The organism is Bacillota bacterium (assembly GCA_013177945.1).
Classification (GTDB): Bacteria; Bacillota; DSM-12270; order Thermacetogeniales; family Thermacetogeniaceae; genus Ch130.
Map to the genome: position 1 here is coordinate 95819 of JABLXW010000015.1, position 20004 is coordinate 115822.

Consider the following 20004-nt stretch of genomic DNA (forward strand, 5'->3'; position numbering starts at 1 on the left):
CTTAACCCGGTTTGTAGTACTTGAGTCTAAGGCGGCTGAGGAAAATGGTAGCCAAGGGTAGGTGAGAGAAGATAACAGGTATTTTCTCAATATGCTTGCAAAAATACACCGTGCTCCAAATGTTTCTTGGCCCCCCGGATCCCCAGGGGTGCATAGTGAAGAATACTTTTTGCGGGGCAAAAAGCCGGGGAAGTTGAATGTTATATCGCAGTATAACCCCCGTCTACAACCAGGTTATGACCGTTGACAAATGACGCCTCATCACTTGCTAAAAATAAGGCGCAAGCGGCAACTTCCTCTGGTCTCCCGTCCCTTTTCAATGGAACACCTTCCACAAATTTGCCTACAATAGGAACATCTGTCTCAGTCATTTCTGTAACAATAACACCGGGATTGATGGCGTTAACACGGATCCCCGATGGACCCAATTCAGCAGCTAGTGCTCTTGTAAAATTGGTAATAGCGCCCTTTGAAGTGCAGTAAGTTGTGGCAGAGGCTGCACCAACAATTCCGGCGACACTTGAGATGTTAATAATGCTTCCCTTTATTCCCCGCTTAAGCATTTCTTCAGCGGCAAACTTTGCCGCAAAATATGAGCCTTTAACATTAATGTTCATAAGCCTGTCGTATTCTTCTTCGGAAACTTCTGTAATTGGTTTCATCATAAAGATACCTGCATTATTTACCAAGATGTCAATGCGGCCGAAAGCATCTAAGGCTTTCTTGATCAAATTCCTTAAGTCATCAAGTTTTGATACGTCGGTCTTTTGAAAAACCGCTTCTCCACCCTGTTCAATAATCTCCTGATGTGTTGGCTTTCCTCCTTCACGAGGTTCTTCTCTGATATCCCCTATAACTATTCGTGCTCCTTCTTTGGCAAAATGCAAAGCAATCTTTCTTCCGATACCCGAACTTGCACCAGTGATTACGGCGACCTTATCTTGTAATAAAGGCAATTGAAAGGCTCCTTCCTAATTTGAGTTTTCCATTTAGTTATCCTACCCTTAAAATGCTTTTTTATTCAAAAGCAAACAGGGGGACGGTTCTCTTGTGGGCAAACAAGGGGACGGTTCTCATGTTTGCGCCTGCAGTTTCGGGACCCGGCGCGCATGGAGTTGCTGGCCGCTTTTTTCGAGACCTACCTGAAGCTGAACCGCGAGGAAGAACAGCTTTACCGGGAATTGGGTAAAATGGACAAAAAAGAGGTTGATGCCATTATGCAAATAACCACCAGCTGGCATGAAAAAGGCCGTGCGGAGGGCCTTGCGCAAGGCCGCGCAGAAGGCCGCGCGGAGGGCCTTGTGGAAGGTAAAATTAAAGCAAAGCAGGAGGTCATATGCAGGTACCTGGCCCCCAGGTTTGGAGCGGATTCTGCCGCCATACAGGAAAAGGTGCCGCAACTGACCGACATGGATGCGCTGGACCGGGTGCTGGACCAGCTGTTTGCCGCCGGCTCCCTGGAAGAAGCCCGGAACATCATTGGGAGGAGCTGAGCAGGTTCATTCAGTAAGTGTATCTTTCGATTATTCCGACCCAACCTTCTCAGCGCTATGCTTTTAAACCCCTCGCAGCTTGTTTCATCCCGAAAAAGCTAATGCGGATCCTCCTCCTTGTGGTTCGATCATCCACAACACTCTTCTGTGGTTCGAAAATTGCCGCCCGCTGGACGGCGGGGCTCATCGTGATGAACGGGGAGGACCGCTTCACCCTGTTCAATAATCTCCTGATGTGCTGCCTTTCTTCCTTCACGAAGTCAGCGGACATCAAGGATTTTCTCCGAGGCCGACATCGTTAACTGGGGCTACCTTATCCACCAGAGAAGGGCAAACAAGGGGAAACAAGGGGACGGTTCTCATGTTTGCGCCGGCAGACAAGGGCAAGGAGCATGTCCTAAACGTCGTGGAATTTCGGTGACGCCCTTTTTGCCTTTTGCGGTAGAGAAAAATTGACTCCTTGCGATTAGAGGCAAAAAATTTACTGCAGGCGGTTTGATAGAAGCGGCCCAATTTGCGCCGGAATAATAACAGGGCTCAAGGTGCCAAGATGTCCTCAAGCGCGAAGCAGAAGAGCTTGGTAGATATTGAGATCTACCAGAGGGGCGCCCCCATCATCTGTCTGCTTATGGAGAGGGCCTGTGCTGAGGCAGGCCGTGGCGCCGGTGGAGACCTCGAGACACAGGAGACCGGGGAAAAGGCCGGTTTTCCTTGCCGGTTTCCTTATCTCCTGGTAGAATAACACCAGATAGTGCTTTGGAAGTATATTTCGTTGCAGGAGGCCAAAGGGGATTTCATAATGCAGGAAATTTATCCAGGAGTGGTAGCGGATCCGGGAATTAAAGGTGGCAAGCCTGTGATTAAAGGAACGCGGGTCCCGGTTGCCCTTTTATTCTGGGCAAGTTGGCCGGTGGTGCAACATATGAAGAACTAATTGAGGAGTTTGATTTAACCCGCGAGCAAATCCTTAGTAGACCCCCATGCCGCTTTTTAGCGACACCAACAGAGGATGAAAATGGGTTCGTGTCGAACCATCCTTATTGCGGCTGGCGACGAGAGGTCGGTAGCACCTGGTGTTTTCAAGCCCGATCAGTAGACAGACCCCGGCGGCCTGGTGCACCACAGATTGTTGCTCCCTTTTCGGGAAGCACGCAGGGAGACCTGAGCCCTAAAAAGGCTGCTGCACCAGCCGCAACAAAAACTGCCACCGCGAAAGGGGAAAGCTTTTCAAATGGAGATCATTTATGAGCGCTGTTGTGGTCTAGATGTGCACAAAAAGAGCATTACGGCTTGCATCATCACTCCTGAAGGCAAGGAACTCAAAACTTTCGGAACTATGACCGGTGACCTGGTGGCCTTGGTTCAGTGGATCAAAGAGAAAGGCTGCACCCACGTGGCCATGGAAAGCACCGGCGTGTACTGGAAACCGATTTACAACCTCCTGGAGATGGAGGAAATCACTACCCTCGTGGTCAACGCCCAACACTTCAAGGCAGTGGCCGGCCGGAAGACTGACTTGAAAGACGCTGAGTGGCTCGCCGACCTTCTCCGGCACGGGCTTCTGCAAGGAAGCTACATCCCCGACCGGGAGCAGAGGGAGTTAAGGGAGTTGGTCCGCTACCGGAAGAGCCTGGTTAACGAGCGCGCCCGGGAAGTCAACCGCCTGCAAAAAGTTTTGGAGGGGGCCAACATCAAGCTTTCCTCTGTGGCCAGCGACGTTCTGGGGGCCTCTGGGCGCTCCATGATCGAAGCCATCATTCACGGCATAGATAACCCCAGGTTTCTAGCCGGACTGGCCCAGGGACGGATGAAGAGCAAGAAGGAGCAGTTGGAAAAAGCCCTTACCGGTTTAATCGGCCCCCACCAGAGGATGCTCTTGGCTGTTATCTTAGAACATATTGACTTCTTAGACCGGCAAATTGCCCGTTTGGACCAGGAGATCGAGGAGCGGATGCGCCCTTTTGAAGAAGCCCTGGCCCTTTTGGACACCATTCCCGGCGTGGGCAAACCAAGCCGCCGAGCAAATCCTGGCCGAAATCGGGACCAACATGGAGCGTTTTCCTACCGCTGCCCACCTGGCTTCTTGGGCGGGGATGTGTCCAGGCAACAACGAGAGCGCTGGAAAGCGCAAATCAGGTCGGACACGCAAAGGAAATAATTCTTTACGCAATATCCTGGTGGAAGTTGCCCGGGCTGCCGGGAGAACCAAAAACACCTACTTGTCTTCAAAGTACCACCGGATTGCCGCCCGCCGGGGGGCCAACCGGGCGGCCGTAGCTGTTGGCCACACCATTCTGGTGATCGTTTACCACGTTTTAAAAAGGCGCACACCGTACATCGAGCTGGGTGCTGACTATTTTGACCGGCTCAAAAAAGATGCCATCGTCCACCGGGCGGTTAAGAAACTTGAGTCTTTGGATACAAGGTTTCGTTGGAACTGGATGTTGCCTAAGTTTCTTGGTTTCCTAAGTTTTCTGGACCAACTCTCGTAACAGATTGCCTTTGGCGGTTATTGCCTATTGCGCTAGGTTATTTTCAGGGTAGTGCGCTGCGCTATGCGGCGACGGTATTGGATGAAGAACAGGTTAGAGCGGTTCTGTGAGATTAAGATTTCTCGTCGATGAAGATTTGCCACGGTCCACTGCGAAGGCACTTGCTGCTGCCGGGTATGAGGCTTTAGATGTTCGGGATTTTGGTCTGCGTGGTGCCAAGGACCATGAAATCTTGGTCTATGCCCTCCAAAATGAAGCCGTAAAACAAAGACCGTGACGATATATATGGTCACCGAACTTGAGCCTGAGGAAGCCTTGCGAAGACTCGAGCGGATTGACGAGGAATGGCTCCTTTCCCGCTTGAATGAACTGACTCAAAACTTTGCATAACGCTGGATTACCTTTAAGAAAAAAGAATTTTCTCCGGGAAAGTTTTTCCAGGGAGGTTTCTCGGGGGCCACAGGTGATGTTCGATTGGGAAGATTGCTTTAAATTGGCCAGGCTTTTATGCGAGTCAAAATCGGCCTTTTCAATAGTACTGCCAGAGCGTTTTTTAGAGGTTGTACTGCCGAAGAGCGCTCGCTGACGTAAAACTGCCATCCGGTTTCACATTGAAACCTTTGGTGATGAAGTACATTTCAATGGTTCATGAAAACCTTGGGTCCTCAGCCTGCTTATAGTGTTGCGGCGGACCGGTAATTGTAGAGAAAATGGAGAAGACAAGGAGGCGAATTGATCTGGAGAACGAGAAAAATTTTTTTCGCGCTTCAAGAAGTCGTCGAAGCCGTTGAGGCATTGCCGCAAGATGATCAGTTGTTGTTAATCGAAATTATTCGTCGGCGCCTGATCCAGCATCGGCGTGCAGAACTGGCAGCAGAGGTGGCTGAAGCCCGCCGGGCTTATCAGAAAGCAAGGTATTGCTTGACGTTGTTTGAGGATAAAACGGGGACAGGAGAAAGGTGGGTTTATGGACGGCAGTAATCTCTCATGGTTAACAGAGGAATATATTCGTCATCTGGCGGACGGGCGAAGTTTTGAGCGCGGGATGAATTACTACGCCGGCGGAAACATTCGCCATCCCCTCCGGCAAGGGATGGAACTGCGCGGTGAGTGTTATGGGTCACAGTCGAAGCCGTACAGGGTCAGGGTTGTATTGGATAATAACGGCATCCGGGAGGCATCCTGTACCTGCCCCCGGGGAGGGGTTTGCAAACATATCATTGCCCTCTTGCTAACCTATGTTCATGAACCGGATTCTTTTGAGGTTTTAACGTCACTGGACGCCATGCTTGCCCGGCTCAGCAGGGAAGAACTCATTTCGCTGATCGTTGAGATGCTTCAGCGGGAGCCGTCTTTGTCGGCTGTAGTTGATCTGGCTGTGGCTACGGCCGGCGGGCAGTCTCTGGATGTGGCGGCATTGAGCCGAGAAGTGAAGAGAGCGTTGAGCCTGGATGACCCCTTTGAAATAGAGATGGGCCTGCGGAACATCTTGCGAACGGCCGAGCGCCTCGCCCGGAAAGAAGACTGGCCGGGGGCAGGTGCGGTCTACCAAACGGTGCTTGACGCTCTGACAGAGATTTATGGCAATGAGTTGTTGAGCATGGACGATGATGGAGCCATCGCCGCCATTGCCTGCGAATGTGTGGAGGGATTGAGCGAGTGCCTTAATCGAGGTGATTGCGACCGCGACACGCGGCAGGCCTGGTTGATGTCTCTTATGAAGGCCGAACTGGCTGACATAGAAATGGGTGGTGTCGATTTTGCCGGTGAAGCCCTGGACGCCATATTTGAGCATGCCGGCGAGCAGGATTGGGAGCTGCTTCGGGAATGCGTATGTGAACATATCCCGAAAAGCGGCGAATGGGGGCGGGAGAAGCTGGTAGGAATACTGGTAGCCTGGGAGGAAAAGAACGGCCGCTATGAGCAGGCCAGGCGGTTAATCCAGGAAATGGGAACCGCGGAACAGCGGGCTTTTCTTATGGTCAGAGATGGCGAGCCTGGAAGAGCGGTAGCCCTGGCGAAGCAGCACATGAGGGATAAGCCGGGGATTATCATGCGCCTGGCCGGTGCGCTGGCAGACGCCGGAGCCGGGGACCACGCCGTGGCACTGTTAACCCAACTGGCCGGTTCGAAGGATTCCCATCCCGGTTACCTGGAATGGCTGGCGAACTACCACAGCAGGAATGGAGAATTGGACGAGGCATTAAAATGGCAGCGCCGGCTTTTTGAGCAGCATCCTACCCTTGCGTCATTTAGAAAATTACGCCAGATTTGTGAAGAGCTCGGAGTTTGGCCGCGGGTGCGCAACGAGATATTGAAAGTGCTGGAGCGCAAAAAGCAGGCAGACATTCTGATTGAGATAGCCCTGGACGAGGGGGATGTAGCGCGGGCGCTGGAACTGGTGCCCGGGATTCCTCCGGGGGACTGGCACGACTATCGAGGTAAAGTAGCCAGGGCCGCCGAAGAAAAGCATCCCCGGGAGGCCATAAAGCTGTACCGGGAAATGGCGGAAGCGGCTATTGCACTTCGCCAGCGCAAACACTACAGCTATGCTGCGGGGCTGCTGTGCCGCGTCAGGAACCTCTATGAACGCCTGGGTGAACAGGCGGACTGGAAAAACTACATCACCGCCCTGAAGAATAGATATGCCCGTTTCTCCGCTCTGCGTGAGGAATTAAAAAAAGCCGGCTTATAAGGGATTTTATTTTATCTTCGCAAGTGCCCGGTTTACCTCGTTGATGTAAAAATACTCCGGGTCAAACTTTCTGCCGCCAGTATCCTTTTCTGCCCGGAGCAGATATTGTATTTGTCAATAAAAAAGTTGACCACTTGATCTCTAAAAAATTGACCACCTGCATAGGATAATTTTGCTAAAACATCCAGTTCGGTTTGCCAGCACAGCATCCTCGCCTACGAATCCGCCTTTGAGAAGGTCTGGACTGGAAAACCCGGCTGAGACGTTGCTGTTACCTGCTCTCAAGCTTCGTCATCGGGTTCAATGCCGGGGGTTCCGGCGATCGCAGGAGAGCATCAACGCTTGGGTGATCCGGCTGCGGAGCGACGACCTGCTGGCAGTCATCTGCAGTTTACACCTGGCCGGGTATCCCGGGCACCTTCTGCGATCTCCTGGACCAGATCCCGCCCATATAGCCGGCAGTATAAAAACGTACACGATAACCCTGCCGGCAGGCGCATAAAGCCAGGGCAATGGCCAGGTGCGTTTTACCGGTTCCGCTGTTACCAAGGAAGATAATATTTTCCTTGGCTTTGATGTATTCTCCCCGGCTTAAAGTTAACACTTTAGGCTTGCTCAAGCCTGGTAAGGCAGTAAAGTCGAACTCTTCGAGGGTCTTGAAATAAGGGAAGTTAGCCCGGCGGATCCGGTTCTTAAGAGCGCTTTCTTCTCTGCTCAATATCTCCTGTTCTAAAAGAGCGCATAAGTATTCCTCATAAGTGCGGTTGGTTTCTGCTGCTGTGCGGGCAAAACTTTTGTAGTGCTGGGCTACCGCCGGAAGCTTCAGTTTGTGTAAATACTCTTTAAGAAGGAGTTCTGTGCTCAATGGATCATCATCCCTTTATTGCAGCTTCCCAGGATATCGAACTGTTTCAGGTTCGGCCTGGACACCCGGTAGGCTGAAAGGTCATGGGTTTCTCTGAAAGTAAGGCATTTACCGGTCAGCTGCTCAAGGATGTTTTTCACTCCGGGGGCGTGATAGACCTTTTCTTCTAAAGCCTTATTTAAGGCGGATGTTAGAGCGTCCCATCCAACTTCCCGGTGGTACGTGAGGATCTGTACAAATTCTTTTTCCGGTTGGGCATGATGTTTTTTTAAGGCCGCCAGGTAACGGTAATATACTGGCGGGAGGTCTGCACGGTGAAAGGGTTTAGCATCCTCCAAAGCCCTGGGTTTGCGGTAAAGGGCCTCAAGGTAATGATCCAAGTCATATATCTCCTCTTCCGTGCCATAAGAGTGGCGGTGAGTGGCCACCAGCCGGTGGTCAGCGTAGATTTCCACCCGGTGAACATAAGCCCGGATCACCACCAGCCGTCCTGCACAGGAAGAAGGTACAGAATAATAATTGTTTTCAAAGCGCACCAGCTGGTTCCGGGCAGCTTTGACCTCAATATGACGGCAACAGGGGAAGAAGCGGGAAGGCAGAGGAAGGAGATGCTCTTTTTCCGCCTGCCAGGCTTCATACACCGTCATCTTGGTGCCAGGTGCTTTGTGGGTCCTGGCGTAGTCCAAACAGCGCTCCAAAAACAATTCGTTTAATTCTGCCCAATCCGAAGCTTCCGGAATGGGAGTGAAAAAGTTGCGGTGGGCAAAACCTACCAGGTTTTCCGCCCCGCCCTTCTCATTCCCCCTGCCGACATTGCAGTAGCGGCTTTCAAAAAGGTAATGGCTGCGGAAAGCAATAAAGCTGTTCTGTTCAATGCGGTTTCGGCCTGCAAGAACCTTGAAAACGGCTGTCTTTAAGTTGTCGTAAGTGATACTCAGAGGAACGCCGCCCAGGAAGATAAACCCTTGGGTATGGCCTTCGAAGAAGGCTTCCTGCCTTTGGGTAGGAAAAACCATAACAAAGGGCATCCGGCTAAAGCTCAGGCGCAGGCAGAAAAACTGCACCAGTGTTTTTGCTTTGTTTAAGATGACCACATCCTCACCCCAATCACATTGGGCATTACTTCCAGGGCGGAATCCTAAGGGAATAAAGGTTTCCTTGGCGTTTCTACGCAATTCTCCAACTATCCGCCTTATAGTAGAGGGGCTTCCAGTATAACCGTATTCTTCCACTAAACGCTGGTATAAACGGTCTCCGGTGAGGCGACGCTTATTCTCCTTTTCTTCGGACACCCACTGGGCCAAAACCTCCCGGATGTGTCCGGTTACAGGCCTGCGCCTGGTACCCCTAAGCCGGTACGTAGGCGGTTCTGCATCCTGCAGCGCTTTTCTTATAGTTTGTCTGGCGAAGCCCAATTTCCTCGAGATCCACCGGATGGATTTCCCTTCTACGTAGTAGAGCCTGCGGATCATCTCCTTGTCGACCACATCGATCATCCCTCTTTCCTCCTGTTGCCAAAGGATTTCCTCCTCCAGCATAACAGGGAATTTGATCTTGGTGGTCAACTTTTCGCTGATCATCTGGTCAACTTTTAGAGTAACAAAAACAGATATCGCATTTCGGGTGTTTGGGATTTCGTATAATGAAGATAACGCCGCTGTTTACGCGGCGAAGCCGGAATTATTCCCCTTTCCCGCCCTCACCGTGATTTTGCTGCCGGCACACGGTCGTACGCATTACCCGGTGCCCGGTGCCCGTGTAAGCATTACCCCTTGCACCTTCACCGGTCTGTCTTGGGGTACCAAGCCCAAAGGACCCTTCACGAAAGCGCCTCGCGGCGCGTTACGGCCGGATATCGCACCTCCGGCGGGGAGATGCCCTCAGCAGCGAAACTTACGGCTACACCTCTGATTGATTTTTCTACTCTTCGATCAGATCGATCGTCCAGTTTGCGGCCTGGATGGCCGCGTCCAGTTCACGGTAGGCCTTGGCCAGGGCGTCGGCTTCCCGCCTCCACCGGGCGATGTCAATGGTGGGCTGGAACTTCACCTCGGAGCGGGTGAGCCGCCATCCGCCGCGCTCCGGGGCGGCCGCCTCGGCCAGGTCCTTTGCAACCTGGTGGCGGAGCTTCAGCATGTCCCGCCTGGCGATGGCCTCCATGATTGCTCTTCCATCCGGGAGTTGGGCGTGAGCGTTCGTCCGGTTGATGGCGATCACCAGCCTTTCCAGGCGCTCGGCCAGCCTGTTGATTTCGGCAACAAGGTCCTCCGGCTTTTCTGCCGGCTGGTCCCCTTCCTGCACCCGGGCGTCGTTGATTGCCCGTTCTTTCAGGGCGCCGATCTGATCCTTCAGGCTCTTGCGCTCCAGGAGCGCTTCCGCCAGCTTCATTCTCCTCACCTCCTGTCGGGCTAGTAGGTTAGACACAGAAAAAAGGAAAAAAGTTCCCGGAACAAACAAGGAACAAACAAGGGGACGGTTCTCATGTTTTACAAACAAGGGGACGGTTCTCATGTTTGCGCAAGCAGGCAAGGGTAAGTGACGAAACACGAAATCAAAAAAGTTAAGTGGTAGACCTGTTAGTGTTCTGCACCAGATGGAAAAACCGGAGCTATAAAATCCTGCAGAAAAATCAAGGTGATAGAGGGGAGCAGCCTCAGACAGATTGCGAAAATAACGGGGCTGACTGTTGAAATAAAGCCTGAAGGAGGCAAACAGCAGAACCGTCCCCCTGTTTTGCCCCCGAAGCAGAGCAGGCTGCCCTGGCCCGGCAGCTGGCCGAAATCGCCGCCGAACAGTCAAGGGATGAACCTTGCCGGGAGGCAGGAAATCTGGAAATAAGCAGAGAAATAACCGATAGAGTTTTTGTCTGGGAGGAGGACATGAGAGCCCGCGTTCGATCTTTTGTTATGGGTGTGGATACCTGGAGAAATCATTCAAATGAATTGAGGTGCAAGCATGAAGGTCTTTGAAGTGGAGAGGAACGACATCTGCCCCTGCGGCAGCGGGCGCAAGTTTAAAAAGTGCTGCCAGGAGAGGGTGGAGGAGGCGATTCGCCGGATCGGCCGGGTGATCGGCCTGGGAAACTGTACGGCCGGGGGGCGGGAGATTGTTGAAACCCTCGGATTTGTGTGCGGGATGCGGGCTGAGGAAGAGGGGCACATGCCGGACCCGGAGACGCTTGGCAGACTGCTGCAGGATGCCTGGGATGAGGAAGAACGGCTGCGCGACTCCGGGGATGAGGTCGGTTTAAGAGTTCTTTCGGACCGGCTTCAGGGGCTTCTGGGTGAGAAGCCGTATTTGAGGCATCTCAGGGTTCCGGTATGGCAGTTCGATTTTGATGAAGACTTTGACATTATGGAATACCTCGACGGAACCTGGGGATATCTGCTTGCGACAAGATCGGTGGAGTTGTTCCGTCTGTCGCTTCTTTACGATGACTGCACCGAAGACGAGCTCAAATTGCTGCTCACAGGGCTGAGCTGGCTGGTGGCGGACGACATGCGAGAGCTGTTCTGGCGGTCTGTTCTTTCCAGGACGAGGAATGACCTGCTGTCGGCTGCCAGAGAGATGAGTGAAATATCTAAAAAATACCAGGATGAGAGTCAGCACGAGTTTTACGCAAAGATACAAACCATTTTCAGCAAATATCCAGTATACAAAAAAATGCTGTCGGAAAGCCTGGCGGAAGAGATTAAACCTGCAGTAGCTGCCGTTGTACAGGGAAAAATAAAGGTGGACGTTCCCCTCTACTCCGTCCTGGGGGGGATTTACGCAACAATCTCCGGCTTTATCGAAAGTTTTGAAAACCTGCTTTTACGCCGCAGGGTACCCCCTGCGCTGCTGTCGCTGCTGGAGGAAGCGCTTCTGGGCGCCGGTGGGTACGAATTTTTCCTTCCGGAAGTCCTCAATTCTCTCAATGAGAAAATTCAGGAAATCCAGGACAGCGAGCTGGGAAAATCACTTTGCAATCTGATGCTTTACCTTTCTTTGATGTTTGACGATAACGGGTATGCGCTTCTCGAATACCTTTATCTGAGGAATGCCTGCACGTTCCTGGCCGGGCTCCCCCTGGCTCTAACGGAGGCCGGGGTGGAGTTTAAAGACGTCAAAGATCTGTGCGACGAGAACCTGGTTGAAAAGTACGCCGCTTACCTGGAGTCCCGGAATCTGGCGGAAGAAGCCGGACATGTGCGGGATGTCTACCGGTCCTTTGGTGTACGGGCAAGGGAAAAGGCTGCAGCCGGGCAGAAAGATCTGGTTAGCTTCGCCCGGTCGCTTGTGGAAGAAGGCAAACAAGGGGACGGTTCTCATGTTTGCGCAAGCAGGCAAGGGTAAGTGACGAAACACGAAATCAAAAAAGTTAAGTGGTAGACCTGTTAGTGTTCTGCACCAGATGGAAAAACCGGAGCTATAAAATCCTGCAGAAAAATCAAGGTGATAGAGGGGAGCAGCCTCAGACAGATTGCGAGGATAACGGGGCTGACTGTTAAAATAGAGCCTGAAGGAGGCAAACAGCAGAACCGTCCCCCTGTTTGTGCCCCTGTTTGTGTGTGCCGGTTCTTTTATAACACTTTTCTGCTGTGCGGGATACTCCGTTACTCGGGGGGAGAAGTAACAATGGTTACTTTGTCCGGAGCATCCCGCACGCTGCACTTTTTTCATTTCATATAGCAAAAGGCATGCCAGGGATATTAAAAAAAGTTACCCTTCACTTCGATTTGCAGACCGAAATGAAGGGCAGAAAAGAAAGTGGGGGAAATTTGTAATAGCACGTGCACCAGCTTTCGGGCCTTGATTTAGTAAATTATACTATTCCAAATATAGAAACGATCGCAATTACGATAAAAACTGTTAAGGTTTTCATGACCGTGATTGCGAAAATATCGGGATAGGACTCCCTGTGCGTTAAGCCGCAAATTGCCAGCAGGGTGATCACCGCACCGTTATGAGGCAGGGTATCGAAACCACCGCAGGCCATTGCAGCTATTCTGTGCAGCAACTCAGGGCTGACTCCCACCCGGTGGGCCCATTCAAGATACTGTTTTCCCATGATTTCAAGTGCGATGCTGAGACCGCCGGAGCCGGACCCTGTGATGCCTGCTAAAGAGGTCACCGCGATCGCTTCCGAAACAAGCGGAGTGCCTTTAATACCTAAAACTGCAGAAGCAATTGCTTTGAAGCCCGGAAGAGAAGCGATCACGCTCCCGTAGCCTACCTCAGACGACGTATTCATGATGGCCAGCAGCGACCCGATTGTACCTGTGTTGAGGCTTTTTACAACAGAATCTTTAAAGTATTTCCAGTTGAAAGTGATCGCCAGCAAAATTCCTATAACAATGGCCAGGATTAAGGCCCAAATTCCGGCTACGCTGCTCAGCTGCACCCCCGGGTAATTGCTTAAAATCGCCGGGTCCCACCTGCTAATCCATTTGGTGAAGAAAAAGTTGCCTCCCAGAACTGCCAGCAGGGGTATGCACGAGATTGCAGCATTGGGCAGCCTGTCATCGTTTGAAGTTTCAGGTTCGTTAAGGGTATGCTTTCCATAGCCTTCCCCTTTTGCGATCGCTTTGCGCTTCCGGTATTCAAGCCACGCCATGCCTCCTGTAAAGAGGATGACTGCCCCAATCAGTCCGGTCCATGGTGCTGCGTAGGTGGTAGTTCCAAAGTATTTGGTGGGGATAATGTTTTGTATCTGCGGCGATCCGGGCAGGGCGTCCATTGCGAACGTAAAAGAACCCAAGGCAATGCAGGCGGGGATGAGTCTTTTAGGAATGTTTGCTTCCTTAAAAAGGGCCGCGGCGAATGGGTACACTGCAAAGGCCACAACGAATAAGCTGACACCGCCGTAGACCAGAACCGCACATGACAACACCACCGCTAATATGGCACGTTCTGGCCCCAACTTTTGAATTAAAGCCTTGGCGATTGAGCGGGCCGCGCCGCTGTCTTCCATGACTTTTCCGAAAACTGCACCCAGCATAAAGATCGGGAAGAAGCTTTTCGCGTAGCCCACCGCTTTTGCCATAAATAACTCGGTATAGGTTGGCAGCAAACTTGCCCCGGAAAATAAAGCCGCGAGCAGGGCGCAAACCGGGGCAAACAGTATCACGGAAAAACCGCGGTATGCCAGGAAAATCAGCAGTGCGAGACTTAAGATGATGCCTAAGATAGCCACAATTTTGACCCTCCTTCGACCTGTCTTTTTTTAAGTCTTGTCGTGTGCCTGTTTCGTTTTGACTGGTAGGTTAGCCCGGCAGCAGCAGATTAATTCTGTGGTTAAAACAACGGTTAAAACAACAAACCGGCCGGCTTCCGAACTCCTCTTTTGATCATTTGTTTCCGGTCATGAAAGGCCACCTCCCGGTTAGGCGGTATAAGAAGCAGCAACCTACTGGGATGTGCTCAGCAAGTTTTATGCCAGGGTTTATTACCCGGGAACGTAATGGGAAGGAAATGCTAAGGATTCGTGGAAAATTGTGGATTCAAACATATTGATCAAGAAAATTGGTGAGCAAGATTGCTTGAAAAGGATTTTCAAAAGAGGATTTTTCATGAAGTTTCCCTTTAGGGTTTAACGCGTGCCAGTATTTGTGACGGCGAATAACTGAAATGTTATAATTTTTTAGGATAATAGTCACAGCGTAAAATTTTAATTGCAAGTTTTTGCAATCGTTTATTCACCATTGCACCTGTTTTTTAATGTTTTTGATAATTGATATATGGCACGTAAATTGCAACCACGTGAATTGCAGCTTGTGAATTGCAGCCTTGAAATTGTGAAAATAAGCACGAGAACTTGCTCTAAAGTTATTCATAGGGGGTGGGGGGATCATGAATGATACCGAGAGAAAAGAAAATTCTAAACAAAAATTAGTTGCTAAAAAAGACAACTGTATTCGCCGGGAAAAAATTGTGCATTTGCATGATTATTGTAAGAAAATCACCGGACATGATTCTCACGAGTTAACAAAAAAAATAGAAGAGGTCTTGGCTGAGTTCAGGCAAACAATCCATTTGTATGAAGGAACTCTGGAAAACTTGTATGACGGAATATTTATTGCCGATCGCAAAGGTTTTGCTGTTTTTTGCAATCGGGCCTTCGAAAAACTTACCGGACTTTCTAGAGAACAGATAATAAACATGAACGTAAGTGAAATGGAGGAGAAGGGATTTATTTCGGAGTCGATTGTGAAAAAAGTTCTTAATACCGGCAGGCCCTGCACGTTGACAATACAATATCCGACGGGCCGGGATATTGTTGTCTCAGCCGTTCCATATTTTATCGATGGAAAATTGTCTTACGTTGTTTGCAGTTTGCGGGACCTTACGGAGTTAATTGCGCTGAAGGCGGAGCTGGAAGAGGTCAGGAGGCAGCTGGATATTTCAAAGCTGCAGCTGGACAACATCAAGCTGGAAAAGATTAAAAACAGTCAGGAATTTATATTTCGCAGTTCGACCATGGAAAAGGTCTTATCGCTGGCTTTAAAGGTGGGTAGAGTTGATACTACTGTGCTTATATTAGGTGAATCAGGTGTGGGCAAGGATCTGCTGGCTAAATTTATCCATTCGGTTTCAGAGCGGAGCGAAGGCCCTTTTGTCAAGATTTGCTGCGAGGCCATACCGGAGACCCTCCTGGAATCAGAATTGTTCGGCTACGAAAAAGGCGCCTTTACAGGAGCCAAAGGGAATGGGAAAATGGGGCTTTTCGAGCTGGCCAATAAAGGCACCTTATTTCTTGACGAGATCGGAGAGCTGCCTGTGAGGCTTCAAACGAAGCTGTTGAACGTGCTCCAGGATCGCAAAATTATGCGCCTTGGGGGAACAAAGCCGATCGACATTAACGTGAGAATTATAGCGGCAACAAATCGGAACCTGGAGAAAATGGTTGCCGAAGGGAAATTCCGGGAGGACCTGTTTTTCAGGCTTAATGTAGTTCCGATCACCATCCCCCCGCTCAGAGAGCGCCGCAATGATATACTGCCGCTGATAAACCATTTTCTGGCGCAGTATAATAAAAAGTACGATTTAAAGAAAAAACTTTCGGCAGCCGCAATTGACAGGTTGTTGGCTTATAATTGGCCGGGTAATGTCCGGGAGCTCCAGAACGTAATTGAAAGGCTGGTTGTTTTAAGTTCTACGGACCTGATTGACGTGGACGAACTCCCTAAAGAAATTCTTGAGAAAGGCTCCAGCAGTAAGTTGCAACAGGAAACACCTGCAAAAGAGGAGGATATTTTTACGGCCCGTTTTTCAAGCTATCGGAATCTCCATGACTTTTTATACGAAGCAGAAAAGTCCATGATATCCTGGGCGCTCGAGAAGACGGACAATCAGCGTGATGCAGCTGCAATTTTAGGAATTGACGCCTCTACTCTGACGCGCAAGAAGCAGCGGCTTGGGATCTGACTTAAAAAGTGCTGCCACCAGGCGTTTCTTGAGGTCTAGAATCCCGGTAAATCAAGCAGTTTTTCAACGCGTTGAAATGCCCCGCCTCTTGTCCTGTCCTTGTGCCGAGGCAGAGGGTTTGAGAACGGATGCTTTTTTGAATTGACAGGGGAGGATTGAAGAACATCCTTCCCTTTTTTATTTATTTTTCGCTCTCCCTTCTTCCCAGTCTCCAAAAACTGCGGCGAGTTCCGCCTCGCGGGCGGGGCGGAGGGGAGCGGCGAAACAACTGGTATGCTTTTTGCTTGAAAGGTTGGGGCAAATGTACTAAAGCCCTAGCCAGGAGGTGGTCGGATCTATGGACGGCACGAAGTTTTAAAGTGCGCGGTCGGTTGAAGTAATTACCCAGATGTTATTGAACCAGACGAAGCTTACGGGAGGTGTTCTTTTATGGTGAGGTTCCTCTCTGCGGAAGAGGCAATAGATCTGATACGAGACGGCGCTACAGTAGGGGTGTCCGGCTTTATCGGCGCAGGCTATCCAGAGCACCTGGCGCGGAAAATTGAAGAAAAATTTCTGGCCACGGAGCATCCGCAGAAATTAACGGTAGTATACAGTGCCGGAATGGGTGACTACGGGTCTCGCGGCATGAACCATTTTGGTCATGCCGGCTTGGTGAAGAGGATCATCGGAGGACATTATGGGCTGGTTCCTCGCTTTCAAGAGCTTGTGGCAAAGAATGAAGTAGAAGCATACTGCTGGCCTCAGGGAGTAGTTGCCCATTTTTACCGGGCGGTGGCCGGCAACAGGCCTGGCGTAATAACCAAGGTGGGGTTGGGCACCTTCGTTGATCCTCGCGTTGAAGGCGGCAAGCTTAACGACTGTACCAGGGAAGACCTGATCAAAGTTCTAGAAATTGATGGAGAGGAATGGCTTCTTTACAAGGCATTTCCCATCGACGTGGCACTAATTAGAGGAACGTCGGCGGACGAGAACGGCAACATCTCTATGGAAAAAGAGGCGGTGCTTACCGAAGCCCTCTATATCGCCGAGGCTGCAAAAAGGTCGGGCGGCATTGTAATCGCTCAGGTCGAAAGGATTGTACGTTCGGGTTCGATACCACCTAAACAGGTCAAAGTTCCGGGCGCTGTTGTCGATGTGGTGGTTGTCGCGCCGGCTGAAGATCACCCTCAGACGTTTGGCAGCCCGGATTACAACGCGTGTTGGGCGGGGGAGATACGCGTGCCTATGGGACAGGTCCCTCCCATACCGCTTGATGAGCGCAAGGTGATTGCCCGCCGTGCTGCCATGGAGTTGAGGCCGGCATCAATCGTGAACCTTGGATTTGGGATTCCTGAAGGAGTTGCTGCCGTAGCGGCAGAGGAGGGAATCCAGAATGAAATGCTTCTCACCGTTGAGGCCGGAGCGTTTGGCGGAGTGCCGGCGGCAGGTCTGAGCTTCGGAGCAACTTATAATGCCGAGGCGATTTTCGACCACGCCCAGCAGTTTGATTTCTACGATGGTGGAGGTTTGGACATCACGTTTTTAGGCCTGGCGCAGGTCGACAGAGAGGGAAACATTAACGTAAGTAAATTCGGCAGAGTGGTCGGCCCGGGTGGTTTTATCAACATCGCGCAGAACACGCCGAAGGTGGTTTTTTGCGGAACTTTGACTGCAGGCGGGTTGAAGATCGAGGTTAAGGACGGCAGAGTTGGCATAGTCCAGGAAGGCAAATTTAAGAAATTTGTGAACAAAGTGGAGCAGATTACTTTTAGCGGGAAGTATGCTCGCGAAGTCGGCCAAAAAGTTCTTTATATTACTGAGCGGGCCGTTTTCGAGCTGCAGCAGGACGGTCTGGTTCTCACGGAGATAGCACCGGGGATCGACTTGCACGAGCATGTTCTAAGCCAGATTGAATTTCCGGTCAAGATCGCCGAAGATTTGCGGACGATGGATCAGAGAATCTTTTTGGATAAGCCTATGGGACTGAAAGACGATATCAGGTCAGGCGATTCGTGTCTGGTTAAATAAGAGTATTGCAAGGAGGAGGAGCAGCAAATGAAAGACTTCAAGTATTTTTTGATCGAAAAGGACGAGGGGATTGCCGTAATCACGTTTAACCGGCCCGAGGCTCTGAATGCGCTGAGCATCCCTCTCATGGAAGAGCTCGAGGAACTGGTCGACAGCCTGCCTGCGGAAAAAGATATCCAGGTTGCCATTTTTACAGGCGCCGGGGAAAAGGCCTTTATTGCGGGTGGGGATATCAAGGTCATGTATCCCATGACGCCGCATGAGGCGAAAGAGTACGCAAAACTGGGCCAGCGGGTCTTGTACAAGATAGAAAATTTGGAGATCCCAACAATCGGAGCAATTAACGGGTACGCGTTGGGCGGCGGTACGGAAGTCGCGATGGCCTTTGATATCAGGATCGCGTCAGAGCGCGCCGTATTTGGCCAGCCGGAGGTTTATCTTGGAATTACTCCCGGATATGCAGGCACCCAGCGCCTCCCGCGGCTTGTAGGAAAAGGGATGGGTAAAATGCTTATTTTCACGGGAGATCACATCAGCGCCGAAGAGGCTTATAGAATTGGCCTCGTTCAGAAAGTTGTTCCCCACGAGAAGCTGTTGGAGGAAGCCAAAGCTTTAGCGCGCAGGATCATGAAAAACAGCCCCGTTGCCGTGAGGCTGGCAAAAGTTGCGATTAACCAGGGCCTGGAGATGGACTTTTGGTCGGCCTGCGTCTACGAGGCCCATGTCTTTGGTATGTGTTTCACCTACGAGGATCAGTCCGAAGGAATGTCGGCCTTTATTGAAAAACGCAAGCCCCAGTTTTCGGGGAAAATGCTTCCAAAAATCAAGACAAATGGTTGATTGGCAAAATCTTATAAGGAGGTAGCCAAGATGGCTTATCTGTTGTCGGAACAGCATGAACTCATGAGAAGGACCGTCCGGGAATTCGCAGAAAAGGAGATAACTCTTGCCCGCTCCAGGGAAATAGATGATAAATCCGAATTCCCCTGGGATCTTGTTAAGCGAGCCGCCGAATTGAACCTGTTTGGGGTAACCATCCCGGAAGAATACGGCGGAGTCGGCAGCGATATGTTAAGCCGGGCCATCGCGATGGAAGAAATATCGAGGGCCAACGCTACTTTAGGTATTATTGTCGGTGCAAGCGGCCTTTGTGCGGACAGCATCAATATTGCAGGTACGGATGAACAAAAGCGAAAGTATCTTGTACCCCTGGCTAAGGGGGAAGTGCTTGGCGCTTTTGGCCTCACCGAGCCCGGCGCGGGATCTGACGCAGCTGCTCAGCAGTCTACGGCCGTTCGCGACGGCAACTTCTGGGTGATTAACGGAACCAAGTGTTTCATTACCAACTGCGGGCCTGCCGAAGTGTACGTCGTGATTGCTAAAACCCCGGAGGAAGAGGGGGTTAGGGGTCCGAGTGCCTTTATCGTGGAAAAGGGCACCCCAGGGTTCACCATCGGAAAGCTTGAAGAAAAGCTGGGCCTTCACGGTTCTGCTACCGGCGAGCTGATCTTCAGCGACTGCCGGGTCCCCGCTGAAAACCTCCTCGGGCAGTTGGGACGGGGCCTGCATACCGCCCTCCAGGTTTTAGATCTGGGCCGGATTTGTATTGCAGCTATGGGGATCGGAATTGCCCAGGCGAGCCTCGAGGCTGCCGTGGAGTTTGCCAAGCAGCGCAAGACTTTTGGCGTTCCAATAGTGAAGCACCAGGCGATCGCATTTTACCTCGCAGAAATGGCCACCAAGATTGAGGCGGCACGTTCTCTAAACTACCGGGCGGCTTCCCTGTGCGACGCCGGGCAGCCTTTTACTAAAGAAGCTGCGATGGCTAAGTACTTCGCTGGCGAAATCGCCGTCTGGTGTGCCGACCGGGCGATCCAGATCCACGGCGGCTACGGATACAGCAAGAATTTCCCTGTCGAACGCTACTGGAGAGAAGCCAAGCTCTGCGAAATCGGGGAAGGAACTTCAGAAATCCAGAAGATCGTAATCAGCAGGTTGGTGACGGGATAAAAGTATCCTGGCTAAAAAAGGGCCGGAAAGCCG

14 protein-coding genes and 3 pseudogenes are annotated in these 20004 nt (G+C 51.2%); 11 read left to right on the plus strand and 6 right to left on the minus strand.

The genetic code is table 11. From position 1 onward, the window contains the following. Positions 1-200: 200 nt before the first annotated feature. Positions 201-956 (minus strand): SDR family oxidoreductase, encoded by a 756-nt coding sequence (locus HPY58_10225; protein ID NPV30003.1) that lies wholly within the window; start codon positions 954-956, stop codon positions 201-203. Positions 957-1097: 141 nt separating this feature from the next. Here HPY58_10225 and HPY58_10230 point away from each other — a divergent pair. Continuing rightward, positions 1098-1493 (plus strand): annotated as a pseudogene (locus HPY58_10230) (transposase). A gap of 55 nt (positions 1494-1548) precedes the next feature. Here the strand turns inward: HPY58_10230 and HPY58_10235 are convergent. Next, positions 1549-1749: a hypothetical protein gene (locus HPY58_10235; protein NPV30004.1), complete on the minus strand. Its 201-nt coding sequence runs from the start codon at positions 1747-1749 to the stop codon at positions 1549-1551. A 543-nt stretch (positions 1750-2292) separates the two neighbouring features. Here HPY58_10235 and HPY58_10240 point away from each other — a divergent pair. From HPY58_10240 to HPY58_10260, 5 genes and pseudogenes are all read left to right on the plus strand, one after another. Then, positions 2293-2741, plus strand: a pseudogene (locus HPY58_10240) (DUF433 domain-containing protein). Further along, positions 2725-3985, plus strand: a pseudogene (locus tag HPY58_10245) (IS110 family transposase). Before HPY58_10240 ends, HPY58_10245 begins: the two co-directional pseudogenes overlap by 17 nt. A 106-nt stretch (positions 3986-4091) precedes the next feature. Continuing rightward, entirely contained in the window at positions 4092-4262 is a 171-nt protein-coding gene (locus HPY58_10250; protein NPV30005.1) for a DUF5615 family PIN-like protein, read from the plus strand. A gap of 455 nt (positions 4263-4717) precedes the next feature. Further along, the gene (locus tag HPY58_10255) at positions 4718-4966 is read left to right on the plus strand and encodes a hypothetical protein (protein NPV30006.1); all 249 of its coding nucleotides are present in this window, start codon (positions 4718-4720) and stop codon (positions 4964-4966) included. Continuing rightward, entirely contained in the window at positions 4953-6680 is a 1728-nt protein-coding gene (locus HPY58_10260; GenBank protein ID NPV30007.1) for a hypothetical protein, read from the plus strand. The genes HPY58_10255 and HPY58_10260 overlap by 14 nt, the downstream gene beginning before the upstream one ends. Positions 6681-7071: 391 nt before the next feature. Here HPY58_10260 and HPY58_10265 read toward each other — a convergent pair whose 3' ends face one another. The 3 genes from HPY58_10265 to HPY58_10275 form a co-directional block, all read right to left on the minus strand. Beyond that, on the minus strand, positions 7072-7545 hold the full coding sequence (locus HPY58_10265) for an ATP-binding protein (GenBank protein ID NPV30008.1): 474 nt from the start codon (positions 7543-7545) through the stop codon (positions 7072-7074). After that, the gene (locus HPY58_10270) at positions 7542-9041 is read right to left on the minus strand and encodes an IS21 family transposase (protein ID NPV30009.1); all 1500 of its coding nucleotides are present in this window, start codon (positions 9039-9041) and stop codon (positions 7542-7544) included. The genes HPY58_10265 and HPY58_10270 overlap by 4 nt, the downstream gene beginning before the upstream one ends. A 424-nt stretch (positions 9042-9465) precedes the next feature. After that, entirely contained in the window at positions 9466-9933 is a 468-nt protein-coding gene (locus HPY58_10275; protein NPV30010.1) for a DIP1984 family protein, read from the minus strand. A gap of 567 nt (positions 9934-10500) precedes the next feature. Here HPY58_10275 and HPY58_10280 point away from each other — a divergent pair. Then, positions 10501-11880 (plus strand): SEC-C domain-containing protein, encoded by a 1380-nt coding sequence (locus tag HPY58_10280; protein ID NPV30011.1) that lies wholly within the window; start codon positions 10501-10503, stop codon positions 11878-11880. A gap of 469 nt (positions 11881-12349) precedes the next feature. Here the strand turns inward: HPY58_10280 and HPY58_10285 are convergent, their stop codons facing one another. Next, a complete protein-coding gene (locus tag HPY58_10285; protein NPV30012.1) occupies positions 12350-13720 on the minus strand; it encodes a GntP family permease in 1371 nt (456 codons plus the stop codon). Between the two features lie 812 nt (positions 13721-14532). On the opposite strand from HPY58_10285, the gene HPY58_10290 reads away from it, so the two are divergent. From HPY58_10290 to HPY58_10305, 4 genes are all read left to right on the plus strand, one after another. Next, positions 14533-15951 (plus strand): sigma 54-interacting transcriptional regulator, encoded by a 1419-nt coding sequence (locus tag HPY58_10290; GenBank protein ID NPV30013.1) that lies wholly within the window; start codon positions 14533-14535, stop codon positions 15949-15951. 429 nt (positions 15952-16380) lie between these two features. Then, the gene (locus tag HPY58_10295) at positions 16381-17961 is read left to right on the plus strand and encodes an acyl CoA:acetate/3-ketoacid CoA transferase (GenBank protein NPV30014.1); all 1581 of its coding nucleotides are present in this window, start codon (positions 16381-16383) and stop codon (positions 17959-17961) included. 27 nt (positions 17962-17988) lie between these two features. Continuing rightward, the gene (locus HPY58_10300) at positions 17989-18801 is read left to right on the plus strand and encodes a crotonase (protein NPV30015.1); all 813 of its coding nucleotides are present in this window, start codon (positions 17989-17991) and stop codon (positions 18799-18801) included. 30 nt (positions 18802-18831) lie between these two features. After that, positions 18832-19971 carry an acyl-CoA dehydrogenase gene (locus HPY58_10305; GenBank protein NPV30016.1) on the plus strand — a complete coding sequence of 380 codons (1140 nt, stop codon included), beginning with the start codon at positions 18832-18834 and terminating at the stop codon, positions 19969-19971. Positions 19972-20004 lie beyond the last annotated feature (33 nt).

What these genes read in the sequence shown, in the direction of transcription:
- HPY58_10260 (NPV30007.1), top strand. Translation starts at nt 4,953, where the DNA reads ATGGACGGCAGTAATCTCTCATGGTTAACAGAGGAATATATTCGTCAT.
- HPY58_10270 (NPV30009.1), bottom strand. Translation starts at nt 9,041, where the DNA reads ATGATCGATGTGGTCGACAAGGAGATGATCCGCAGGCTCTACTACGTA.
- HPY58_10275 (NPV30010.1), bottom strand. Translation starts at nt 9,933, where the DNA reads ATGAAGCTGGCGGAAGCGCTCCTGGAGCGCAAGAGCCTGAAGGATCAG.
- HPY58_10280 (NPV30011.1), top strand. Translation starts at nt 10,501, where the DNA reads ATGAAGGTCTTTGAAGTGGAGAGGAACGACATCTGCCCCTGCGGCAGC.
- HPY58_10295 (NPV30014.1), top strand. Translation starts at nt 16,381, where the DNA reads ATGGTGAGGTTCCTCTCTGCGGAAGAGGCAATAGATCTGATACGAGAC.
- HPY58_10300 (NPV30015.1), top strand. Translation starts at nt 17,989, where the DNA reads ATGAAAGACTTCAAGTATTTTTTGATCGAAAAGGACGAGGGGATTGCC.
- HPY58_10305 (NPV30016.1), top strand. Translation starts at nt 18,832, where the DNA reads ATGGCTTATCTGTTGTCGGAACAGCATGAACTCATGAGAAGGACCGTC.